This is a genomic window from Sphingobacterium sp. FBM7-1 (genome assembly GCF_020687765.1).
In the GTDB taxonomy this organism is placed as follows: domain Bacteria; phylum Bacteroidota; class Bacteroidia; order Sphingobacteriales; family Sphingobacteriaceae; genus Sphingobacterium.
The window spans coordinates 416,742-434,475 of the sequence record NZ_JAJEWJ010000001.1 but is presented as its reverse complement, the minus strand read 5'-3'; the positions used below and the strand labels follow the sequence as shown (position 1 = coordinate 434,475).

The following is a 17,734-nucleotide window of genomic DNA, read 5'->3' as shown; positions in this document are numbered from 1 at the left end:
CATAATCTTTTGGTCCCTGGTTCGAGCCCAGGTGGGCGCACTGAAAAACCCTTTAAGTTGCTAACTTACTGGGTTTTATTTTTTTTAAGGGGGCTAAAAGGGGGGCGGTATTGTAACAAAATATTAATAGCTTAATCCCTTATTAATAAAATTCATCCATAAAATATCTTTTTATCTCTCGCTCAATATCCATTTTTTTCCACACTATTTTTTGTTCAAAATAATCTATGTGTTCTGAGTAGTCAAGGATATTAGGAAGCGAATTAATCATTTTTAAAATATCTTGGTAAAACTCTATTTTCTTCTGATATACACTTCAATTAACATTAAAACCAATCTTTTATTGTCAAAATATTTTTGTGTCAATTTTAAGATAAGTGATTTCTTTTTTGGCGTTAAATCGGAGGTGTTTTTTCGAACACCAAATAAAGCAAAAATGTCTTCTTCAATGATTGAGAAAAAACTTTCCTTCTCTTCTATTATTAAAAGTAAATCTTCAATCAATTGTTCATATTCAGGATATTCCCATAATATACTTGTATTAATGTCATGCAACCTTATAACGGAAGAATATCTTAATCCTATTGTATCATTCTTTAAACTATCATGAATAAATGTTCTATCTAAATCTAGTATCGCTTTTAATTCTTTTCCGTCATGGTGCATGGTTTATATTTATATGGACGACAACGAAGCCGAAAAAATAAAAATATACTACCAAGTGACGCATTTGAAAAAAATAATGTATAGCTGTCGTTTTGTAAAACAGAGTAAAATATGCTATTTTCGTTAAATCTATAATGACCATATCGACTAATAAGACATTAAAAACCTTTCAGCTTATTTTATTTTTATGTGCTGCTGCTTTGTCGTGTACCGATGGTAACGCACAAATCCCCCGAACAGACGATGTCAACAATAAAGGTCATTACGAAGCCGTAATGAAGCAACGTTTGGACAGCTTGAAGCACGTTGTACCAAAAGAACACACACATAATGATAGTCTGGTATCCGTACTGTATGAGGAATATGAACAGCAATATTTAAACCTTGGTAGTAGAGGTAAATGGAAAGAGGCTCTTCCCATTGCGTTGGCGTGCGAAGCAATATTTATAGGTAATTTACTGCCTAAAGAAGAAGCCGACCTGATTTACAATATTGGGTATATATATGATAAGGACGGACAGTATTGGCAAGGAATCGATTATTTCCATCGTTCCGTAGCACGCTATGAAGCGATACAGGAGACCGGAGAACAAGATGTACGGGATGACATCGCGCTGGCCTATAACAATATTGGCGTTGCACATGCCGAAACAGGTTTTTTTACCCAGCGAAAAGAGAGTTACCTAAAAGCAAAAAACCTTTGGGAGTCTATCGATGATGTAGACAAAAGAAATCTAATTTCGTTATATGGCAACTTGTTGCGGTTATATAGGCAATATGGAGATAAGCAAGCTGCGGAAGAATTGATTACGACCATCAATTTCAATTTTGACCAATGGATTGCCGAGGACGGTTTTGCAAACGGAAAAAAGGGGGTAGAAACAGCGAGGCCCAAACCTTTTTACCATGTTGAAAAGCACCGCTTAAACATCCTGTACACCGATTTAATAAGTGACAAAGACGGGGGAATTGCCCATTTGGACAGCCTGCATACACATTTCAAGGATATGCACGTGGATGACCAAAAGCGGTTTTCTGCTTACCTACTTACCGCAATTAGCCATGCCGCTGCTCCGTTGGTAGATTATGACGATCCAGAAGAGCGCAAGCAAAAAAAGCAATATCTCGATCTTGGTATGCGAGAAAGCATCCGGCTCGGCGACCGCTATAACCAAATGATTTTTCATTCCCGATTGGTCAGTTACTATCTGGAGGCAGAAAAGGATAGAAAAAAGGCACTATCGCACCTCGACCAAGCTATCGGGATTGGTCATGAAATGGATATCCGAGAGTTTAATTTGATTAACCTCTACCTCAAAAAGGGCGACGTACTACAACAGAGCGAACGTTTTCCCGAAGCAGAAAAATTAGTGCTTAAAAGTATGTCTATTTTGTTAGACCAGCCAATAACCGACCCCACTGTTGTACAGTTGGGTGATTTTGAACAACGTAACGATATATATTATGTGAATGCATTAAAGCAGACTGCCAGCTTGTATAAAAATGAATATGAACGCAGTAGTGCCCCTGCCCACGGTCAACTGGCTCAACATTTTTATAATTTGGCAGCCAATCTTTTCCATATTTATTATCAGAAAGGTGCGTATAACCCTTGGTTGAATATGACCAATACCGCAATCAACGAGGGCTTACTCTCGCTCCATTTGGGGGGAAGCACAGCGGATGAAATTAGTTTGGTCAATCTCATGGAAAACAATCGTTCGCAACACCTCGCTAAAGAGTTTGAAGCTAAATACCAGCGGTTCCTGCAGATACCTGACAGCTTATTTACCGAGCGCAATCTACTTCAAATTGAAATAGCCGGATATGAACAGGCTGGTAAGCATACAGAAAAGGAATATGAAGTTCTGCAAACTGCATTGATGGATGTAGAGGCAAAAATACAGCAGGCAGATGACCGGCACTTTCCTTTCTTTGGAAGCACATTCGACATCAGAGAAGTACAGTCGGAATTGCAGGAGCAGGAGTATATCGTGCGTTATGTGGTAGCCGAGGAAAACCTCTATGCTTACACCCTGCACAAAGACGAAATTTCGATTCTAAAATTAGGGAACAAGGATACCCTGCTTTCCCTTACAGAACAATATTACGAAACGATTAAAAACAAACACCACGATTATGTTGGACAGGCCATAGAGCTATATGCGGTATTGATAGAACCGCTAAAGCTACCATTGGATAGATTGAAAAATTTGGTTATTATTCCCGATAATAAGTTAAATTATCTTCCTTTTGAAACCTTGATTCATTCTGAATCGAAGCGACCACTGGTTACGATGTGCCCGATTAGTTATTCACACGGACTGCGGTTGTGGCTCTTACAGCGGAAAGCCGTTTCATCTGCAAAAGGGAAACAGTATTTCGCTGCTTTTGCGCCACAATATTCATCGGATTATATGCTGTCTTTTGCCGATAATCACCCTGTAAACCGAAATCGTCTGCAAGATATCACAGGGGCAACGCACGAGGCAGTCCAACTTGCACAACATTTTGGAGGCAATTTATACCGTGGGATAAAGGCAACCAAACACGATTTTTTACAGCAAGCTACAGCCTATAAGATTTATCACTTCGCTATGCACGCCCTGTTGGACGAAAGCAACCACCTCCATTCAAGCCTTGTTTTTCAAAATGAAGAACACTTATATTATCATGAGCTGTATGGCTTACATTTTCCGGCAGAGCTTGTCGTATTGAGTGCCTGTAACACGGGAATGGGAAACCTTGAAAATGGCGAGGGTCTGATGAGTTTGTCACGTGCATTGACATACGCTGGTGTTCGTTCATCCGTGTACAGTTTATGGGAAGTCCCCGATGAGGAAACGGCAGAAATCATGCTGTCTTTTTACGAACACCTCAAAGCCGGACATTCAAAAGTAGAATCGCTTACATTGGCAAAACGTGATTTTCTGGCGAATAACCCGATGAAAAGCCATCCGTTCTTTTGGGCAGGGTTTGTCGTCAACGGCAATACCGATCCGTTGGATGACACGGGAGTTTTGCATTGGTATCTTTGGCCTATCGTGGGAGGACTTGCTTTAATTGTCTTATTGCTCCTGTTGCGAAGACGGAATTACCGACCCCGTGTTTTGTAGTCGTTCCAAGTTGATATAAATTAAAAATACGAGCTGTTTTCCAATGCGTTCACAACGTTATGGGCTTCGGCAGACAGGCTATCGTCAGACTCTGCGACGAGTTTGAAGCGAGGTAATGCCTGTTTGACGTCGCCCAGTTGAAGATATGCCAAGCCCCAATACCAATTGACGACTACGGGAGAAAAATAGGAGGTATCTTTCCAGTCCCTTGCTTCCAATAGCGTTATCGCTTCCCTCGGTTTTTGCAACATTAATTGACAAATAGCAAGGTAAAAAGCCGTCTGGTCATTGGGGTGTTCATTGTAAACCTGTTGTAACAGTACTGCGGATTCCGAGTATGCACGCTTGTCGTACAACATCAAGGCTTCCGACATGACTTTATCGGCAGGAATATCGCCCCGTACCATAGGGGTCACCATATTTGGATAAGGTTCCATGTATTGTGCGTACAGCTTCTCTGCCGTCACCTCAGACTGTTTGTCCAAAAAGAACCAAGTTGCACCGATTAGTATCAATATACTTGCCGCGGCATACCACCATCTGGCTTGTTTTCGAACGGGCTTCACTTCCTGTTTGTCTAAGGTACGGAACCGCTCTTTGAGCTCTTGCCGTTTATTGTATATGAGGGTATCCCGTATTTCTTTCTCAAAGTTAAATACTTCTGAAAAAGTTACATCATGTTGCAACAGCCATTCCAGCTGCTTTTGTTGACTGGTGGTCAGCGTTTCTGTAAAGTACGCTTCTATCAGTAGCTCTTTATCCTTTTCCATTTGTTCGGATTATTTCCTTTAATTGTTTCAAACATCTTGATTTTTGACTTTTCACTGTGTCTTTGGATTCATAAGACATCTCCCGTTGGATGTCCTCTAATTTTAATCCCTTGTAATAAAACAGGTGTAGCATCTGTTGGCACTTGGGACCCAATTGAAGATAGGCTCGTTGAAGTAATTTAAGCCTTTCCTCTGCTGTATCAATCTCGAATAGATTGATTTGCTCCATGAGTTCCTTGTCACTTAGTACTTCCTGTTTCGGTGACTTGAGATAAGCGAAAATCTTGAATTTTCCTATCGCATATAGATATGTCTTGATGCTACTTTTCAACCCGTTCAGCTTTCCTTGTACGATATTTTCATATAAAGCGATTACGCTGTCGTGGTATATATCCAGCACCATATCTGGATCTATTGGATACCGCTTGGCAAATTCCAAAAAGCCACCTTTATACTGTAGGTATATCTTGTCCAATATAACCGTATCGCCATTTTGCAGGGATTGGATCCACTGTCGCTCTTTATTCATTTAGTGAGTTTGCGGTTAAAATGTAAACATCAATTCCAAAAATATTAAAAATTAATCAAAAGCGATGTTTACTTCTACCGGTCGGCTACACTAAGATGTAGAAACATCGCTACAAGGAGTAGCTGTTTATACGATTTATAAACAATAAATGAACTTAACAATGAAAAGATTATTTTACTCGATAGCAGTAATGCTGTGCATGGGACTGGTGTCGTGCGGTAAGGACGGCGAGATGGGCCCGCAAGGCCCGATGGGAGAAAAAGGCGAACAAGGTATCGCCGGCAAAGACGGTGCAACGGTGTTAAATGGCAATACAGACCCCACTGCCGAACAAGGGAGTGTAGGCGATTTCTACATCAATACCAGTACCTATGTGCTGTTTGGCCCCAAAAGCAGTTCGGGATGGGGAAATGGAGAAAGTATTCTGGGAGCAAAAGGTGATAAGGGTGATAAGGGAGACACCGGGGCTACGGGCGCTACCGGGGCGAAAGGAGACAAGGGGGAGAAAGGTGATAAAGGGGAAGCAGATTATGTGATCCTTAGTGGAACCGCCGATCCGACCAGCAGTATAGGTAAGGCTGGTGACTTCTACATTAACCGCTTAACGAAAACACTTTATTACCGCACTTCGAGTTGGAGCCTTATTGCTAAACTCGCGAATACCATACAGTTTACTAAAACTGGGGTCAATTTGGGAGCGACAACAGCATTTGTCGTTCGTAATCTACCCTATGATGTACTTGAAAAGAGCATGGTTCACGTATATGCACAACCTAACAACAACGACAGTTGGATGCCACTCCCCGGTTACATCTACGGAACCAGTTATTTTAGATGTTATTTTGGTCCTGCGTATATCAGTACTGGAGAAGTGGATACCTACGTGCAGTTTTCTCGTTCAATCGGGACATCGTCATTATCAAATGTCACCATCCGCATTGTCGTTATCGAAGCTGACGTATTCCATACCGTTGCCAAAACCGTTGATTTTAACAACTACGAGCAGGTGAAGCAACATTTTAAACTAAAGGATTAATAACCAAGATAAAGGAACAACATACTGTATCCATAAATGTAAATCGCATGGAATTAACAAAGAAAACTATACTCTTGATAGTGTTGGTCGGTGTACTGCAGTCTGCCGACGCACAGATTTTCAAGAAAATAGGGGAGCGCGCGGCCAAAGCAGCTGAACGCACCATACTGAGCAAAACAGATCAGAAAGTTTCTCAAAAAGTGGGAGAAGGAATTGATGACGTCGTGGATGGTAAACCGAAAAAGAAAAAGGCCGGACAACCACAGGGGGAGGAGCAAGAGCCGCACTGGGACGCCTCTATTTCGGATTATCGCGATGTCTATACCTTCACGCACCGGTATAAGATGAAAGTCTCGACAGGTAAGGAAGGGGCAGATGCGACATTGGATTATTACCTGGCGCCCAGCGTCTCCTATACGGGAATGAAAATTGACCAGCAAGGAGCGAATATGTTTACCGTCATGGATCCGGAGACGGAAACAATGCACACCTTTATGGACCTCAACGGCAATAAAATCGCCAACTCCGTATCGATGCGGTACGATGGCGATGAGGAAGAGGATAGATCGGATGCTGCCGACCTGTTGAATTACAACATCACCAACCTGCCGAATAAAACGATCGCCGGGCACCGCTGCAAAGGTAAACAGCTGGAGGATGACGAAAACCGTATTGTATTTTATTATACCACGTTAAATGGAATACGCTTAAACCTGTTTCAAGGGGATAGAAAGCAACAGGTATTGCTGCCGTCCAATTTAAAAGGACTTTTCGATGCCGAAGGCCTCGTGATGTACATGGAGGTCATGGAAAAAAAAGGTAAGAAGCAGAAAATGGTCATGGAATGTGTGGAGGTAAAGCCTACGGATTTTACATTCAATACAGCAGGTTATCAACAAACTAGAATAAATTACTAACCCATACTAAAAACAAATTAATCATGAAAAAAGTACTATTTGGATTGTTACTTACAGTATCCACCGTTTTATCAGGACAAGCCCAACAAGGCAACATCGACATCAACGCCGGCTTAGACTTCGGTCTGCCTATTGGTGATTTCGGCGATGTATATGGCTTCGGCTATGGTGCCACCGTGAAAGGCTTGTACGGCATTAGCGAAGCGGGACAAGTTGGTCTTACCCTCGGCTATCAGCGCTTCGGACTGAAAGACGATTACGACGATATGATGAGTGGCTCCATGGGTATATCGCCAATTTTTGCTGTGTATAGACATAGCTTCGGTGCGCTGTATCTAGAACCCCAAGCAGGTCTATCGGTCAATAAAGTCAACTTGAAAGCAAGTGGTGGTGGAATGGATTTCGGCGGCTCAGCTTCTAATACTTCATTCGGCTATGCAGCGGGGCTAGGATACATGCTGGGAAATATCGATATATCCGCACGCTACCAAGGGTTGACCCAATCGGGAGAGAATTTGAGTTTTATCGGTCTGCGGATCGGATACAATTTTAGAATTAAGTAATCTTTAGTGCCTGCGGTTTCCGCTTATTCATGCGAAACCGCAGGTTTTTTCAACAGGTGCTTACTATTACTTAAAAACAAGGGAAAATGAAAGTTTATACACAAATCTATCTTTTAGTCTTATTGGTCATTACCCCGCTATGGTTACTTGCTTGTAGCAACAATGGCAACAGGAGCAACGCCGATGGCTTCGGTATGGGCGAAACGATTGGGGGGAATGGAGGAGATTTTTCGGAAGCAGAAGATTTTGTACAGCCGGAAATAACGGATAACGAAACGGAAGCGCTTGCACAGGGCATCAATATTGGCATAAAATACATCACGATCCCCGAACACCCAAGAGGAGATTATATTCCTTTCTCCAATTGTCCACAAGATAAGGTTACAAAATTTGAATTTCGGGTGGAAAACAGAGGAGCTGATTTTGACAAAAAAGGCAAGGCCATATTCGGTGCCGTTCAGATCAAAAGGCTGTCGGATGGGATGGTTTTGCTCAACGAGGAAGCCGTCCTTGAGTTCAAAGCCTTTACACCGGGCTGGATCCGATTTAAGTTTGACCCCATAAACCTGTCTCAAGCCGGATTGTATGAAGTGACCGTCGAATCGTATATGGTTGACTTACCGGCCTACCTGAAAGACAGATCAGTGAAACCAAAACCTCTGGACACAGACTTGTCCGACAACAAGGTGGTGTATGTCAACCGAGTAACCAACAACGAATTGTTAGCAGAAAATTCCTTGAACCGGTTCGATTTTGAAGGGATGCAAAGCACGAGGGATCTGGCCGACCAAGGCTGGAACTTTAGCCATTTGCCAGATTCTGTACAGATTTCCAACAAGGGGATCGGAGGCTCAAAAGCGATTGCAATCCATCTTCATAAGGGAGACAAAAACAAGCGAAAGCTATATACGCCCACCGTGTCGATGGTAGAAAATCAGCAGGTGAATTTCCAATTTAAATTACTGGATGCCCAATCAGGGGAAAACGTGACGGAAGAATTAATGTCATCAGAAACGTTTAAAGCGGAAGTTTCTCATCAGAAATTTTGTGCTACAGGCCTGGAGGTAACCTTTAAACACAAGGTCTCAGACGCCCAAGCTACCGAAGATGGATTTTTTAGTTTCCAGCCTATGCCTGTTTATCAGGAACCCGGGAATTTCAGGGGACAGATTGCATTCATCAACCTATCTGCTTACCCCGAGATTCTGTTGGTCATCGATGAGGTCATCGTACAGGCATTGAACTAAACAAGGTATTTCAGAAAATAATAAACGGTATAATATAATATTGAAAATGAAAACCTTAATACAAACATACTTATTTGCCACACTTATCATCGTTTCACTTTTACTTTTCTCTTGCAGTAAAAATGATAATCCCCAACCGGAAGAGGAAAATATCCCACTGGAAGTAGGCGGTACAATAACGGGCGATGTAAACGGGGAAAAAGTAAATTATGCGGACGTCAGGATTGCCGTTTACGGCTTATCCAACTCCGTTGGGATTATCGGACATCAGCAGGTCGAAGAACACAGACGGGATAGGGTACGTGTAGTCGTCCCTTTAACACCAACGACAGGAACGTTCGATCACAATGAGACTCCGTTTTTTGTACATTATGAAGCCATTATGGGTAACAGCGAAGATGGTGCCGGATTTAACCGGAACGCATCGGGAGTGATAACCGTCACGGACTATAAGTCGATTGGCACGGACGGAGATGAAACCTATTATTACGTGAAAGGTACTTTTGAGCGTTCGGGGATGAATAATTTTAATAGCGAAACAGTAGACATTCGCGATGGGGAGTTTGAATTTGTCTATAAGTATTAACGGTACTATATATCAAAACGTTAGAAAAGAAATCAATACAATACATCAATATAACAATAACAATCAGAAAGACTATGAAAAAGACAATTGTACAAACAGTAATGACTATGGTGGTTCTATGCTTGATAACAGCCTGCTCCAAAGGAGGAGAGAAAAATGAGAACGAGGAGACTTCGTCCGATATGCATACCTATCATGTCGAGATAGCCGGAGGTGAGACCTATAAAGGCAGTGTGCCGAGCTATGCCCCCGGGGTAGTTGAGGCCTATCACCCGGTTTCCTTTGTGGAATACAGTGAAGAAATAAGCAGCAAGGTGTTGGCTGGGATTTTACAGGACGTGCCTGGTGATTTTCAATTTGGAATAGGACTGGCCATGGACGACAGTAATCAACCCACTATTCCGGAATCCGGCGTAGGCATTACCTTCGGTAAACGGACGGAGGAGAATAAATATGGTCCTGCGGGGCCCGTCAATATGACATTGAAAAACTATAAAGAACATGACTATTCTTTTGCCGGCGAAGAGGGGACGGTAGCGTCCTTCACGCTAAGCTTCAGCGGGAAGTTTAAATTGGGAGCGGACGGCGAGGAAGTCGATGTGACCGGCGAAATCGTGGTTGCGGCTCCTTAGAACGGAACTGCCTTTTACAAAGGACATGGATTGATCGTGTCGCAAATAAAAAACAAATGGATATTATACAGAGATGAAACCTGCATGAGCTGCTGCTCAAAAAAGAACATGAATAGCTCATGCAAGCTTCATTGCCGTTAAAAAACAAATTATTCAAATGAAAATGATAAGATTTACATACATTGCTATCGCAGTCATGGCAATAAGTTCCATGTCCTGCTCCAAAAGTGGCCGTAAAGATACCGTCAACAATGAGCTTAACGAATGCTTGGAAACCTCAGTGCCTTTCCCGACTTCGGCCACGCTAACGGCTTGTACAGATGCCACGGTTGGTAAAAGTGCAGCGTTTAAGTACGCTGATACGTGGGTAGAAGCGGTAGATTTTTTTACAAAAGCATACAGTACCAATGGTTGGGCGATAACGAGTGAACGTATTGACGACAAACCCGGTAAAATGAGAACAGCTGAATGGCGCGCGGAAAAAAACGGAACCGAACTCGCTATATCGTTAAGCGATAGCCGGGTAGACGATACTTCTGGCTCATTACAAGGTATTGCGCTACACTTTTATGAATAACAACCCGCTTGTCGTCGGGACAGGCAATAAATAATTAGAGATGAACAAGACAATAATACAAAGCTTGATAGGCATGCTTGTTGTATGCCTGATGGCGGCCTGCTCCAAAAAGCACGAACCCAACGTGACCGAAGAGGAAGAAGAAGTGCAATTGGAGCTTCGTGCCGATGAAACAACGGTAATCGCCGGTTCGGAGATTACATTTGAGGTTACTGCGAACGGGCAGCCCGTTGCGGATGCGGATCTCTTTATTGATGGCAATAATATAACGGGGTATCGACATACCTTTGCCGATCCCGGAACAACATCGGTCGTAGCGAAAAAGCAAGGCTATAAAGACAGCGAACCATTGACCGTCGTGATAGAAGAAGCGTCATACGACGTCGATATTTACGTGCTTGGTGACGAAGGAACAGAGGGATTGAATCATTATCAGCCACTCTATTGGAAAAATGGAGAGCCAAATGTATTCAATCACGAAGCGGCTGCGGATATGATTTTTAACCGTATTGCCGTAGCGGATAATAAAGTATATGTTGTGGGTGAAAGAGTGTATTCGTCCAGCCGTGCCACAGCGTTCTTTGAAGTAGATGGACATCTGGAGGAATTGACCGAGTCAAGTGGGTTTGCTTCGGCAACGGATGTCTATGTATCTGATGGCGATGTGTATGTCGGTGGAATAAAAAACGAATCTGGTTCTGTTACATCTATTGTGTATTGGAAAAATGGTGAGTTGGTTACGGCGGCAAGTGGAACACTTGGTAATACCAGTGGAGGCTCCATCGCTGTGAAGGACAATGACGTTTATATAGCGGGGATGCTGGACGGAGATTTGATGTACTGGAAGAACGGGGCAAGTGTTCCACTGGAAGGAGAGCCGGGAGAGGTAACGGACATCGCTGTGGCAGGCAACGGAGATGTATATGTTGCCGGATATACTTTTGGTAGCCCGGACGTTGCTCAATATTGGAAGAACGGCGAAAAAATTGCCTTAGGTACCGGAGAAAGGGCATCTCAGGCCAATGCTATATTTATTGAGAATGGCGATGTGTATGTGGCCGGTTGGGAAACTGTTCCCCGCTCCTCGGGTTCGGGAACGGTTCGTATAGCCCGTTACTGGAAGAATGGTGAAGCCGTAGATCTAACGGACGGCGCACACCATGCAGAAGCAAATGGTATTTTTGTATTGGATGGTAAAGTATATGTCGCCGGGGTCGAATCCTTGGACAGACGGTCGGCCACCTATTGGATTAATGGTGAAGCGGTCAGATTATCCCATGAAGACAACAATGGGTATGCCAGCGATATTGTTGTGGTGAAAAGGGGGATGTAATGCTGTTTGATTGAGCATAATTAAATTAAGACGAAAAAAGAAATAGGTCTGGATCGGTTCTTATCTTATAAAGGAGAACTGCCCAGACCTATAATAGGATTGATACGCTGTGCCCTCTGAAAGCAGTAGAAACTTTATTGTCGAAACACTGACAATGAATCTACCGTGACATTATTGCTTTACCACTATCAAAGTGGTGTTCCTTAAACATTCTTATGATTATTGTTTTGAAGTAGGGAATTTGCACAGGAGAGGATAGAATAAGGGCACCCGCAAGTGCAATCTCCTGCATAATTTCCCTCAGCGCATCTCTAGCGTCCTGTTCATTCCTAGGCTTATAGCTATCTAACCATTCTTTTATCATAATTGCTCGATCATTTTAACAACCATCCCTAAACTATCTCTTTTCGGTGGATCGGAAATCCATTCCTGTATCGCGTTAGTATCCAGATCTTTTAGTGCAGATTCATCGATCCGCATGTCTTCGACAAGATAGTCATAGGCATTGCGGACACTTCTCAATATTAGGCCCGATGTCGTCACGATCTTATCGCATAATGCCTTTTCCCGAGAAGCCACAATAGCATACTGATTGGACGGAAGTTGAAGCATATTTAAGCCAAAGGAATAATGAGGCAACGGAAGCCGGGTGTACGTGAACCGTTCCACTGTTGTTTTAAAAGACCGTGGTGCCTTGGTTGTCATGGACGATATTTCATAAACCCGTTCGGGTATCAGCCCATAAAAAGATAGCGCAGTTTCCACAGAGACGTAACTCGGCCCCAACAGGTGGTTCGCTATCAAAAAAGCGTCCGGCTTTGTCTCCGAAATGGAGGGGCCTGCAATATATAATACTTTTTTTAGCGGTTCCAAAATGCCCTGTGCCTTTAACCCTAAGATTTTGTCATTTGGTCGCTTGTAACCCTTTAACCACGACATCAATAGTTGATGAGGCAGTAGCTGATCAGCATGAGAACCTATAATCCGAGTGATCTCCATACACACATGTAAAAAAATGATAAGATATACGAAAATATTAGTTTATCTTGATGTGTAAATACAGAAATTCTTTAGACCTCCCTACTTAAACGAAATTCAAGTCGAGCGAAAAATCTCATGGAATTTCAACCCTTTCTATATTTTCTGCGCAAATATAAAAAGGGCATCTGACCAACTTGGGGTCTGTGGGTGCAAATTTTTCCGCACAAGGCGATATTTTGTCTGCACTTTTAGTCACCTCAGCCCTAAATCCGTCGAAAAAGCGAGTTTAACGATCAGAAATTCGGTTTCTGAGGTGAGTGGCTCCTTACCGTTACGTATACGTAATGGACAAAAACTTCTACGTGATTGTTCATTTGTTATACGTTACGGCTTGAAAGCTATACGTGATCGTTCATTAGTTATAGGTTATGGCCCAAAAGGTATGCGTGCCGCGTCAAATTGCATAGCCTTTTGGATAAAATGCTGAAGGAAACGTGCGAAACATATACAAGGCGGTCGATTGGTTATACGGTATGATGCGCACGGTATACGTTCCGCTGCATAGGATATACGTGTCGCGCCAAATCGTATAGCCTATCGGATAAGACGCTAACCGAAACGCGCGAAACATATACCAGACGATCGATTGGTTATACGGTATGATGCGCATGGTATGTGTTCCGCTGCATAAGGTATACGTACAAGGCAAAAGCTATACGTTATTAGGCAAAAGCTATACGCTAAGAAGGAAAAGTCATAAGTGCCGGCGTAAACGTGGCGCGTGATAAGGCGGAAGCTTTACGCTACGATGGAAAAGCCTGCCGAGTTTCTCACGTGGTTCCGTCAAAAGCCCTCTTATCTTTTATAACTTTCAATCTAGAGAGATAGCTGCGCGATCATAAACGCCTTTCGATTTAATTCCTATTCAGCCGAGATAAAAGTATCCACCCTATGAACTACAGGTCAGTTAATGAATTTCTGTGGATAAAGATTGATAATTTTACCTTTAGCGCGAGAAAGATCTAATAAAGTCCAAACTTGATAGTAAATTTGGGCCTAACGTTAGCACTTATTATAGAAACGCAGAGATCTTCTGTACTAATAAGTTGCTGCGGCTGGTGGGAGCATGAGTGTGAGACGGGATAGAAACCAAATTACTTACGATAGAGAAAGAATGAATAAGGATTTAATTTTAAGAGAAAAATTGGCGTTACAACGAACCATTTTAGCCAATCAAACGACTTTATTGGCTTTTTTGCGGACCTCCATGTATTTTTTGGTAGCCGGTATAAGTTTAAACAATTTGACTACCGTAGAATACGGACTCGTTATTGAAACCATATTTATTGGGATTTCTGTAATACTGATCGTAATCGGACTATTGAATTATTTCGCACATAAAAAGAGAATTGCCAAAAGTTATACGCATATCGGCGATTATAAAATAGAGTATCTGGATAGTAAGTAATTCCTTATGTGACAAAAGGGAGGCTACCGATGACAATAACTTTCTTTCTTGACAGGGATAGGGACGACTACAAACAAAAAAAGGTGACCATATAGGCCACCTTCATCCACTTGTTGTTGTTTAGTAATTAGTGGGAACTTAAATTCTTCGCTTTTTCTGGATCGAAGTTCGCTTCCAATTCAGCAAGCTTTTTCTTTCCGTAAGCCATTTTTGTGATCACATAAAACAGAATCGGAATGATGAAAATACCAATCAATGTAGCGGCCATCATTCCGCCGAATACTGTCCAACCGATTGTCTGACGCGAGAATGCACCAGCGCCGGTCGATAACATCAATGGTATAATACCCAAGATAAAAGCAAAGGATGTCATGATAATAGGGCGTAGCCTTAACTTAACAGCATCTAGTGTTGCTTCTAGTAGCGGCATACCAATATCTACACGTTCTTTCGCAAATTCCACGATCAAAATGGCGTTTTTAGAAGCCAAACCAATAATCGTTACCAAACCAATCTGCGCGTAGATGTTGTTATCTAGAGCAGGGATGAAAAGTAACGTTAGGATGGCACCAAATACCCCTAGCGGTACCGAAAGGAGAATAGAGAACGGAACCGACCAGCTTTCGTATAGGGAAGCAAGTAGGAGGAATACAAAGACGATACATAACGCAAAGATCATAATCGTCATATTACCCGATTGCTTTTCTTGTAACGATAATCCCGAAAAGTCGTAACCATAGCCGTTCGGTAAAGTTTGCGCAGCCACTTCCTCGAGCGCCCGAAGAGCATCTCCAGAACTGTAACCCGGCGCGGCCGAACCACTCACCTCAATACTCCGGAAGATGTTATAGTGGTTGATGATGGAAGGATTCTGTACCAGCTCCCATGAAATCAGGGTGCTTAACGGAACAGGGTTACCACTTACATTATTTACGTATAACTTATTCAGGTCCTCGATGTTCATCCGGAAATCCTGATCTGCCTGTGTTACCACACGGAAGTTCCGTCCGTAACGCGTAAAGTCATTTACATAGGCTGATCCCAAGTAGGCAGAAATCGTACTGTATACCGAGGATACCGGAACAGACATTCTTTTGGCTTGCTCCCGGTTTACCGAGATCTTAAAGTTTGGTGAGTTCGAGCTAAATAAGGTATAGGCCATACCTATTTCGGGACGTTGATTGGCAGCAGCCAAGAATTGCCCCACGACACTTTCAAACTGTTTGATGTCGACCGTCTGGTGGTCCTGTAGCATCATAGAGAAACCGCCGGATGTACCTAATCCCGGGATAGCCGGCGGCGTAACGGCCAGTACATTGGCTTTATCGTAATGCGCGTATTTCCCCATGATTCCGCCCGCTACTTCCGCAGCCGTACGTGTACGTTCCGACCAAGGTTTTAGCGATACGAACAAGGTAGCCCCATTCGACTTAAACGAACGGTTTAAGATGTTGATACCTGAAATCAAAGTAATGTGTTTGATTTCCGGATAATCTTTCCGAAGATCCGCTTCCAGCTCGTCCAGCACTTCACCGGTACGCGCAGCGGACGATCCTTCGGGAAGGGTAACCCCAGCGAAGAACATACCATTGTCTTCCGTAGGGATAAAGCCTGTCGGTTTAACCTGGAACATGTATCCCGTACCCACATATAAGCAGAGCAAAATAATCAACGCTAGGGGAGCCCGGCGAATCAGACTTTTAACCCCTTTGGAGTATTTGAAGGTTACACGCTCAAACCAAAGGTTGAACTTGTAGAAAAATTTATTTAAGCCTTTAGCGTCTTTATGAACGGCCGTTGGTCTCAACATGATCGAACACAGCGCAGGGGTAAGGGAGAGTGCAATAAATGCAGACAATAATACCGATACCGCGATGGTGATCGCAAACTGCTGATAGAGCTGACCCACCATACCCGGGATAAAACCTACCGGAACGAATACCGCTGCTAAGATCAATCCGATCGCAATAACCGGAGCGGTGATGTCTTTCATTGCGCGTCGGGTCGCTTCTTTGGCGTCCATTTTATAATGGTCGATATAGTGCTGTACGGCCTCCACAACCACAATGGCATCATCCACCACAATACCAATGGCCAATACGAAAGCCAATAGCGTTAGGTTGTTGATGGAGAATCCAAACAGCGTAAAGAAAATAAACGTACCCACAATAGAAACCGGAATCGCCAAAAGGGGGATAAGCGTAGCACGCCACGACTGCAAGAAGAAAAATACCACAATCGTTACCAATAACAACGCTTCAATGAGCGTATGGATAACCGATTCAATAGAGGCATTTACCACCGATACCGTCTCGTAACCCACGACGTAATCTACATCAGGCGGAAAGGATTGCTTTAGCTCTTCTAACGCCGTGTAAATACCTTCGGCTGTTTCCACCGCGTTTCCACCTGGCGTTTGCGCTACCATCATACCGGTAGAGGTCATGCCGTCTACACGGGTGGTTGTGGCGTAGTTAAACTGTCCCAATTCTACCCGGGCTACGTCTTTTAAAAGCACGATAGATCCGTCGACTGGGTTGGTTTTTACAATAATCTCTTCAAAATCTTGTACCTCTGAAAGATCAGAGTCGGTAATAACCGGATATTCAAATACCTGCGAATTATGTTGCGGCGGCGCACCTACCGAACCACCGGGCATCCGTAAGTTTTGCTCTGCAATCGCGTTGGATACATCGGCCGGTGTCAGGTTTAATGCTGTCAATTTATTGGCATCCAACCATACGCGCATCGCAAAAGGCTGGCCGAAAGCCGTTACATCACCCACACCCTTCACCCGCATTATTGCGTCTTTCAGGTATAAGTTGGCGTAGTTGGCCAAGAATTTGTCATCACGCGTACCATTTGGTGAAACCAGTGATACGAGCATCAAGATATCAGTATTTGCTTTACGGGTAGTTACTCCTAAACGGCGTACAGCCTCTGGTAAAGCTGGTTCTGCGATACCTACACGGTTTTGTACGTCTAGTGTCGCAATGTCGATATCGGTACCTACTTCAAACGTAACGGTGATACTAGATTGTCCGTTGGAGGTACTGTTTGACGACATATAGATCATGCCTGGCGTACCGTTAATCTGGCTCTCTATCGGTGTGGTAACCGTCTGTTCGACGGTTTGTGCATCCGCACCCGTATAGTTTGCCGTTACCGTTACGGTAGGAGGGGCAATGGATGGGTATTGACTTATGGGCAAGGTCAGAATGGAAATCGTACCGATAATCATAATCAATATCGAGATTACGATTGCCGTGACGGGCCTTCTTATAAAAACTTCTGATATCATATTATTCTATTC

At 43.2% G+C, this 17,734-nt stretch carries 16 protein-coding genes; 10 read left to right on the top strand and 6 right to left on the bottom strand.

Annotation, left to right across the window (positions count from 1 at the left end):
- Window positions 1-294: 294 nt before the first annotated feature.
- Window positions 295-666 (bottom strand): hypothetical protein, encoded by a 372-nt coding sequence (locus tag LKO28_RS02095; RefSeq protein WP_227692883.1) that lies wholly within the window; start codon window positions 664-666, stop codon window positions 295-297.
- Window positions 667-800: 134 nt separating this feature from the next.
- Here LKO28_RS02095 and LKO28_RS02090 point away from each other — a divergent pair, with 134 nt between their 5' ends.
- Entirely contained in the window at window positions 801-3,782 is a 2,982-nt protein-coding gene (locus tag LKO28_RS02090; RefSeq protein ID WP_227692882.1) for a CHAT domain-containing protein, read from the top strand.
- 20 nt (window positions 3,783-3,802) lie between these two features.
- Here LKO28_RS02090 and LKO28_RS02085 read toward each other — a convergent pair whose 3' ends face one another.
- Window positions 3,803-4,552: a tetratricopeptide repeat protein gene (locus tag LKO28_RS02085; protein ID WP_227692881.1), complete on the bottom strand. Its 750-nt coding sequence runs from the start codon at window positions 4,550-4,552 to the stop codon at window positions 3,803-3,805.
- On the bottom strand, window positions 4,539-5,081 hold the full coding sequence (locus tag LKO28_RS02080) for an RNA polymerase sigma factor (RefSeq protein ID WP_227692880.1): 543 nt from the start codon (window positions 5,079-5,081) through the stop codon (window positions 4,539-4,541). Before LKO28_RS02080 ends, LKO28_RS02085 begins: the two co-directional genes overlap by 14 nt.
- 160 nt (window positions 5,082-5,241) lie before the next feature.
- On the opposite strand from LKO28_RS02080, the gene LKO28_RS02075 reads away from it, so the two are divergent.
- The 8 genes from LKO28_RS02075 (at window position 5,242) to LKO28_RS02040 (ending at window position 11,972) form a co-directional block, all read left to right on the top strand.
- Complete coding sequence (locus LKO28_RS02075) at window positions 5,242-6,117, top strand: collagen-like protein (protein ID WP_227692879.1); 876 nt, start codon at window positions 5,242-5,244, stop codon at window positions 6,115-6,117.
- Window positions 6,118-6,164: 47 nt separating this feature from the next.
- A complete protein-coding gene (locus tag LKO28_RS02070; protein WP_227692878.1) occupies window positions 6,165-7,034 on the top strand; it encodes a DUF4412 domain-containing protein in 870 nt (289 codons plus the stop codon).
- Between the two features lie 23 nt (window positions 7,035-7,057).
- Window positions 7,058-7,597: a hypothetical protein gene (locus LKO28_RS02065; protein WP_227692877.1), complete on the top strand. Its 540-nt coding sequence runs from the start codon at window positions 7,058-7,060 to the stop codon at window positions 7,595-7,597.
- A gap of 86 nt (window positions 7,598-7,683) precedes the next feature.
- Complete coding sequence (locus tag LKO28_RS02060; RefSeq protein ID WP_227692876.1) at window positions 7,684-8,844, top strand: hypothetical protein; 1,161 nt, start codon at window positions 7,684-7,686, stop codon at window positions 8,842-8,844.
- A 46-nt stretch (window positions 8,845-8,890) separates the two neighbouring features.
- Complete coding sequence (locus LKO28_RS02055) at window positions 8,891-9,430, top strand: hypothetical protein (RefSeq protein WP_227692875.1); 540 nt, start codon at window positions 8,891-8,893, stop codon at window positions 9,428-9,430.
- Window positions 9,431-9,504: 74 nt separating this feature from the next.
- Window positions 9,505-10,062 carry a hypothetical protein gene (locus LKO28_RS02050; RefSeq protein ID WP_227692874.1) on the top strand — a complete coding sequence of 186 codons (558 nt, stop codon included), beginning with the start codon at window positions 9,505-9,507 and terminating at the stop codon, window positions 10,060-10,062.
- Between the two features lie 157 nt (window positions 10,063-10,219).
- The gene (locus LKO28_RS02045; RefSeq protein WP_227692873.1) at window positions 10,220-10,639 is read left to right on the top strand and encodes a hypothetical protein; all 420 of its coding nucleotides are present in this window, start codon (window positions 10,220-10,222) and stop codon (window positions 10,637-10,639) included.
- A 40-nt stretch (window positions 10,640-10,679) separates the two neighbouring features.
- The gene (locus LKO28_RS02040; RefSeq protein WP_227692872.1) at window positions 10,680-11,972 is read left to right on the top strand and encodes a hypothetical protein; all 1,293 of its coding nucleotides are present in this window, start codon (window positions 10,680-10,682) and stop codon (window positions 11,970-11,972) included.
- A gap of 160 nt (window positions 11,973-12,132) precedes the next feature.
- Here the strand turns inward: LKO28_RS02040 and LKO28_RS02035 are convergent, their stop codons facing one another.
- Both LKO28_RS02035 and LKO28_RS02030 read right to left on the bottom strand, forming a co-directional pair.
- On the bottom strand, window positions 12,133-12,336 hold the full coding sequence (locus tag LKO28_RS02035) for a hypothetical protein (protein ID WP_227692871.1): 204 nt from the start codon (window positions 12,334-12,336) through the stop codon (window positions 12,133-12,135).
- Window positions 12,333-12,971, bottom strand: coding sequence for a hypothetical protein (locus LKO28_RS02030; RefSeq protein WP_227692870.1), 639 nt, complete (start codon window positions 12,969-12,971; stop codon window positions 12,333-12,335). The genes LKO28_RS02035 and LKO28_RS02030 overlap by 4 nt, the downstream gene beginning before the upstream one ends.
- Before the next feature lie 1,156 nt (window positions 12,972-14,127).
- Between LKO28_RS02030 and LKO28_RS02025 the strand changes: the two genes are divergently transcribed.
- On the top strand, window positions 14,128-14,421 hold the full coding sequence (locus tag LKO28_RS02025; protein ID WP_227692869.1) for a DUF202 domain-containing protein: 294 nt from the start codon (window positions 14,128-14,130) through the stop codon (window positions 14,419-14,421).
- A 127-nt stretch (window positions 14,422-14,548) separates the two neighbouring features.
- On the opposite strand, the gene LKO28_RS02020 is transcribed toward LKO28_RS02025, so the two are convergent.
- On the bottom strand, window positions 14,549-17,722 hold the full coding sequence (locus LKO28_RS02020) for an efflux RND transporter permease subunit (protein ID WP_227692868.1): 3,174 nt from the start codon (window positions 17,720-17,722) through the stop codon (window positions 14,549-14,551).
- Window positions 17,723-17,734: the final 12 nt, after the last annotated feature.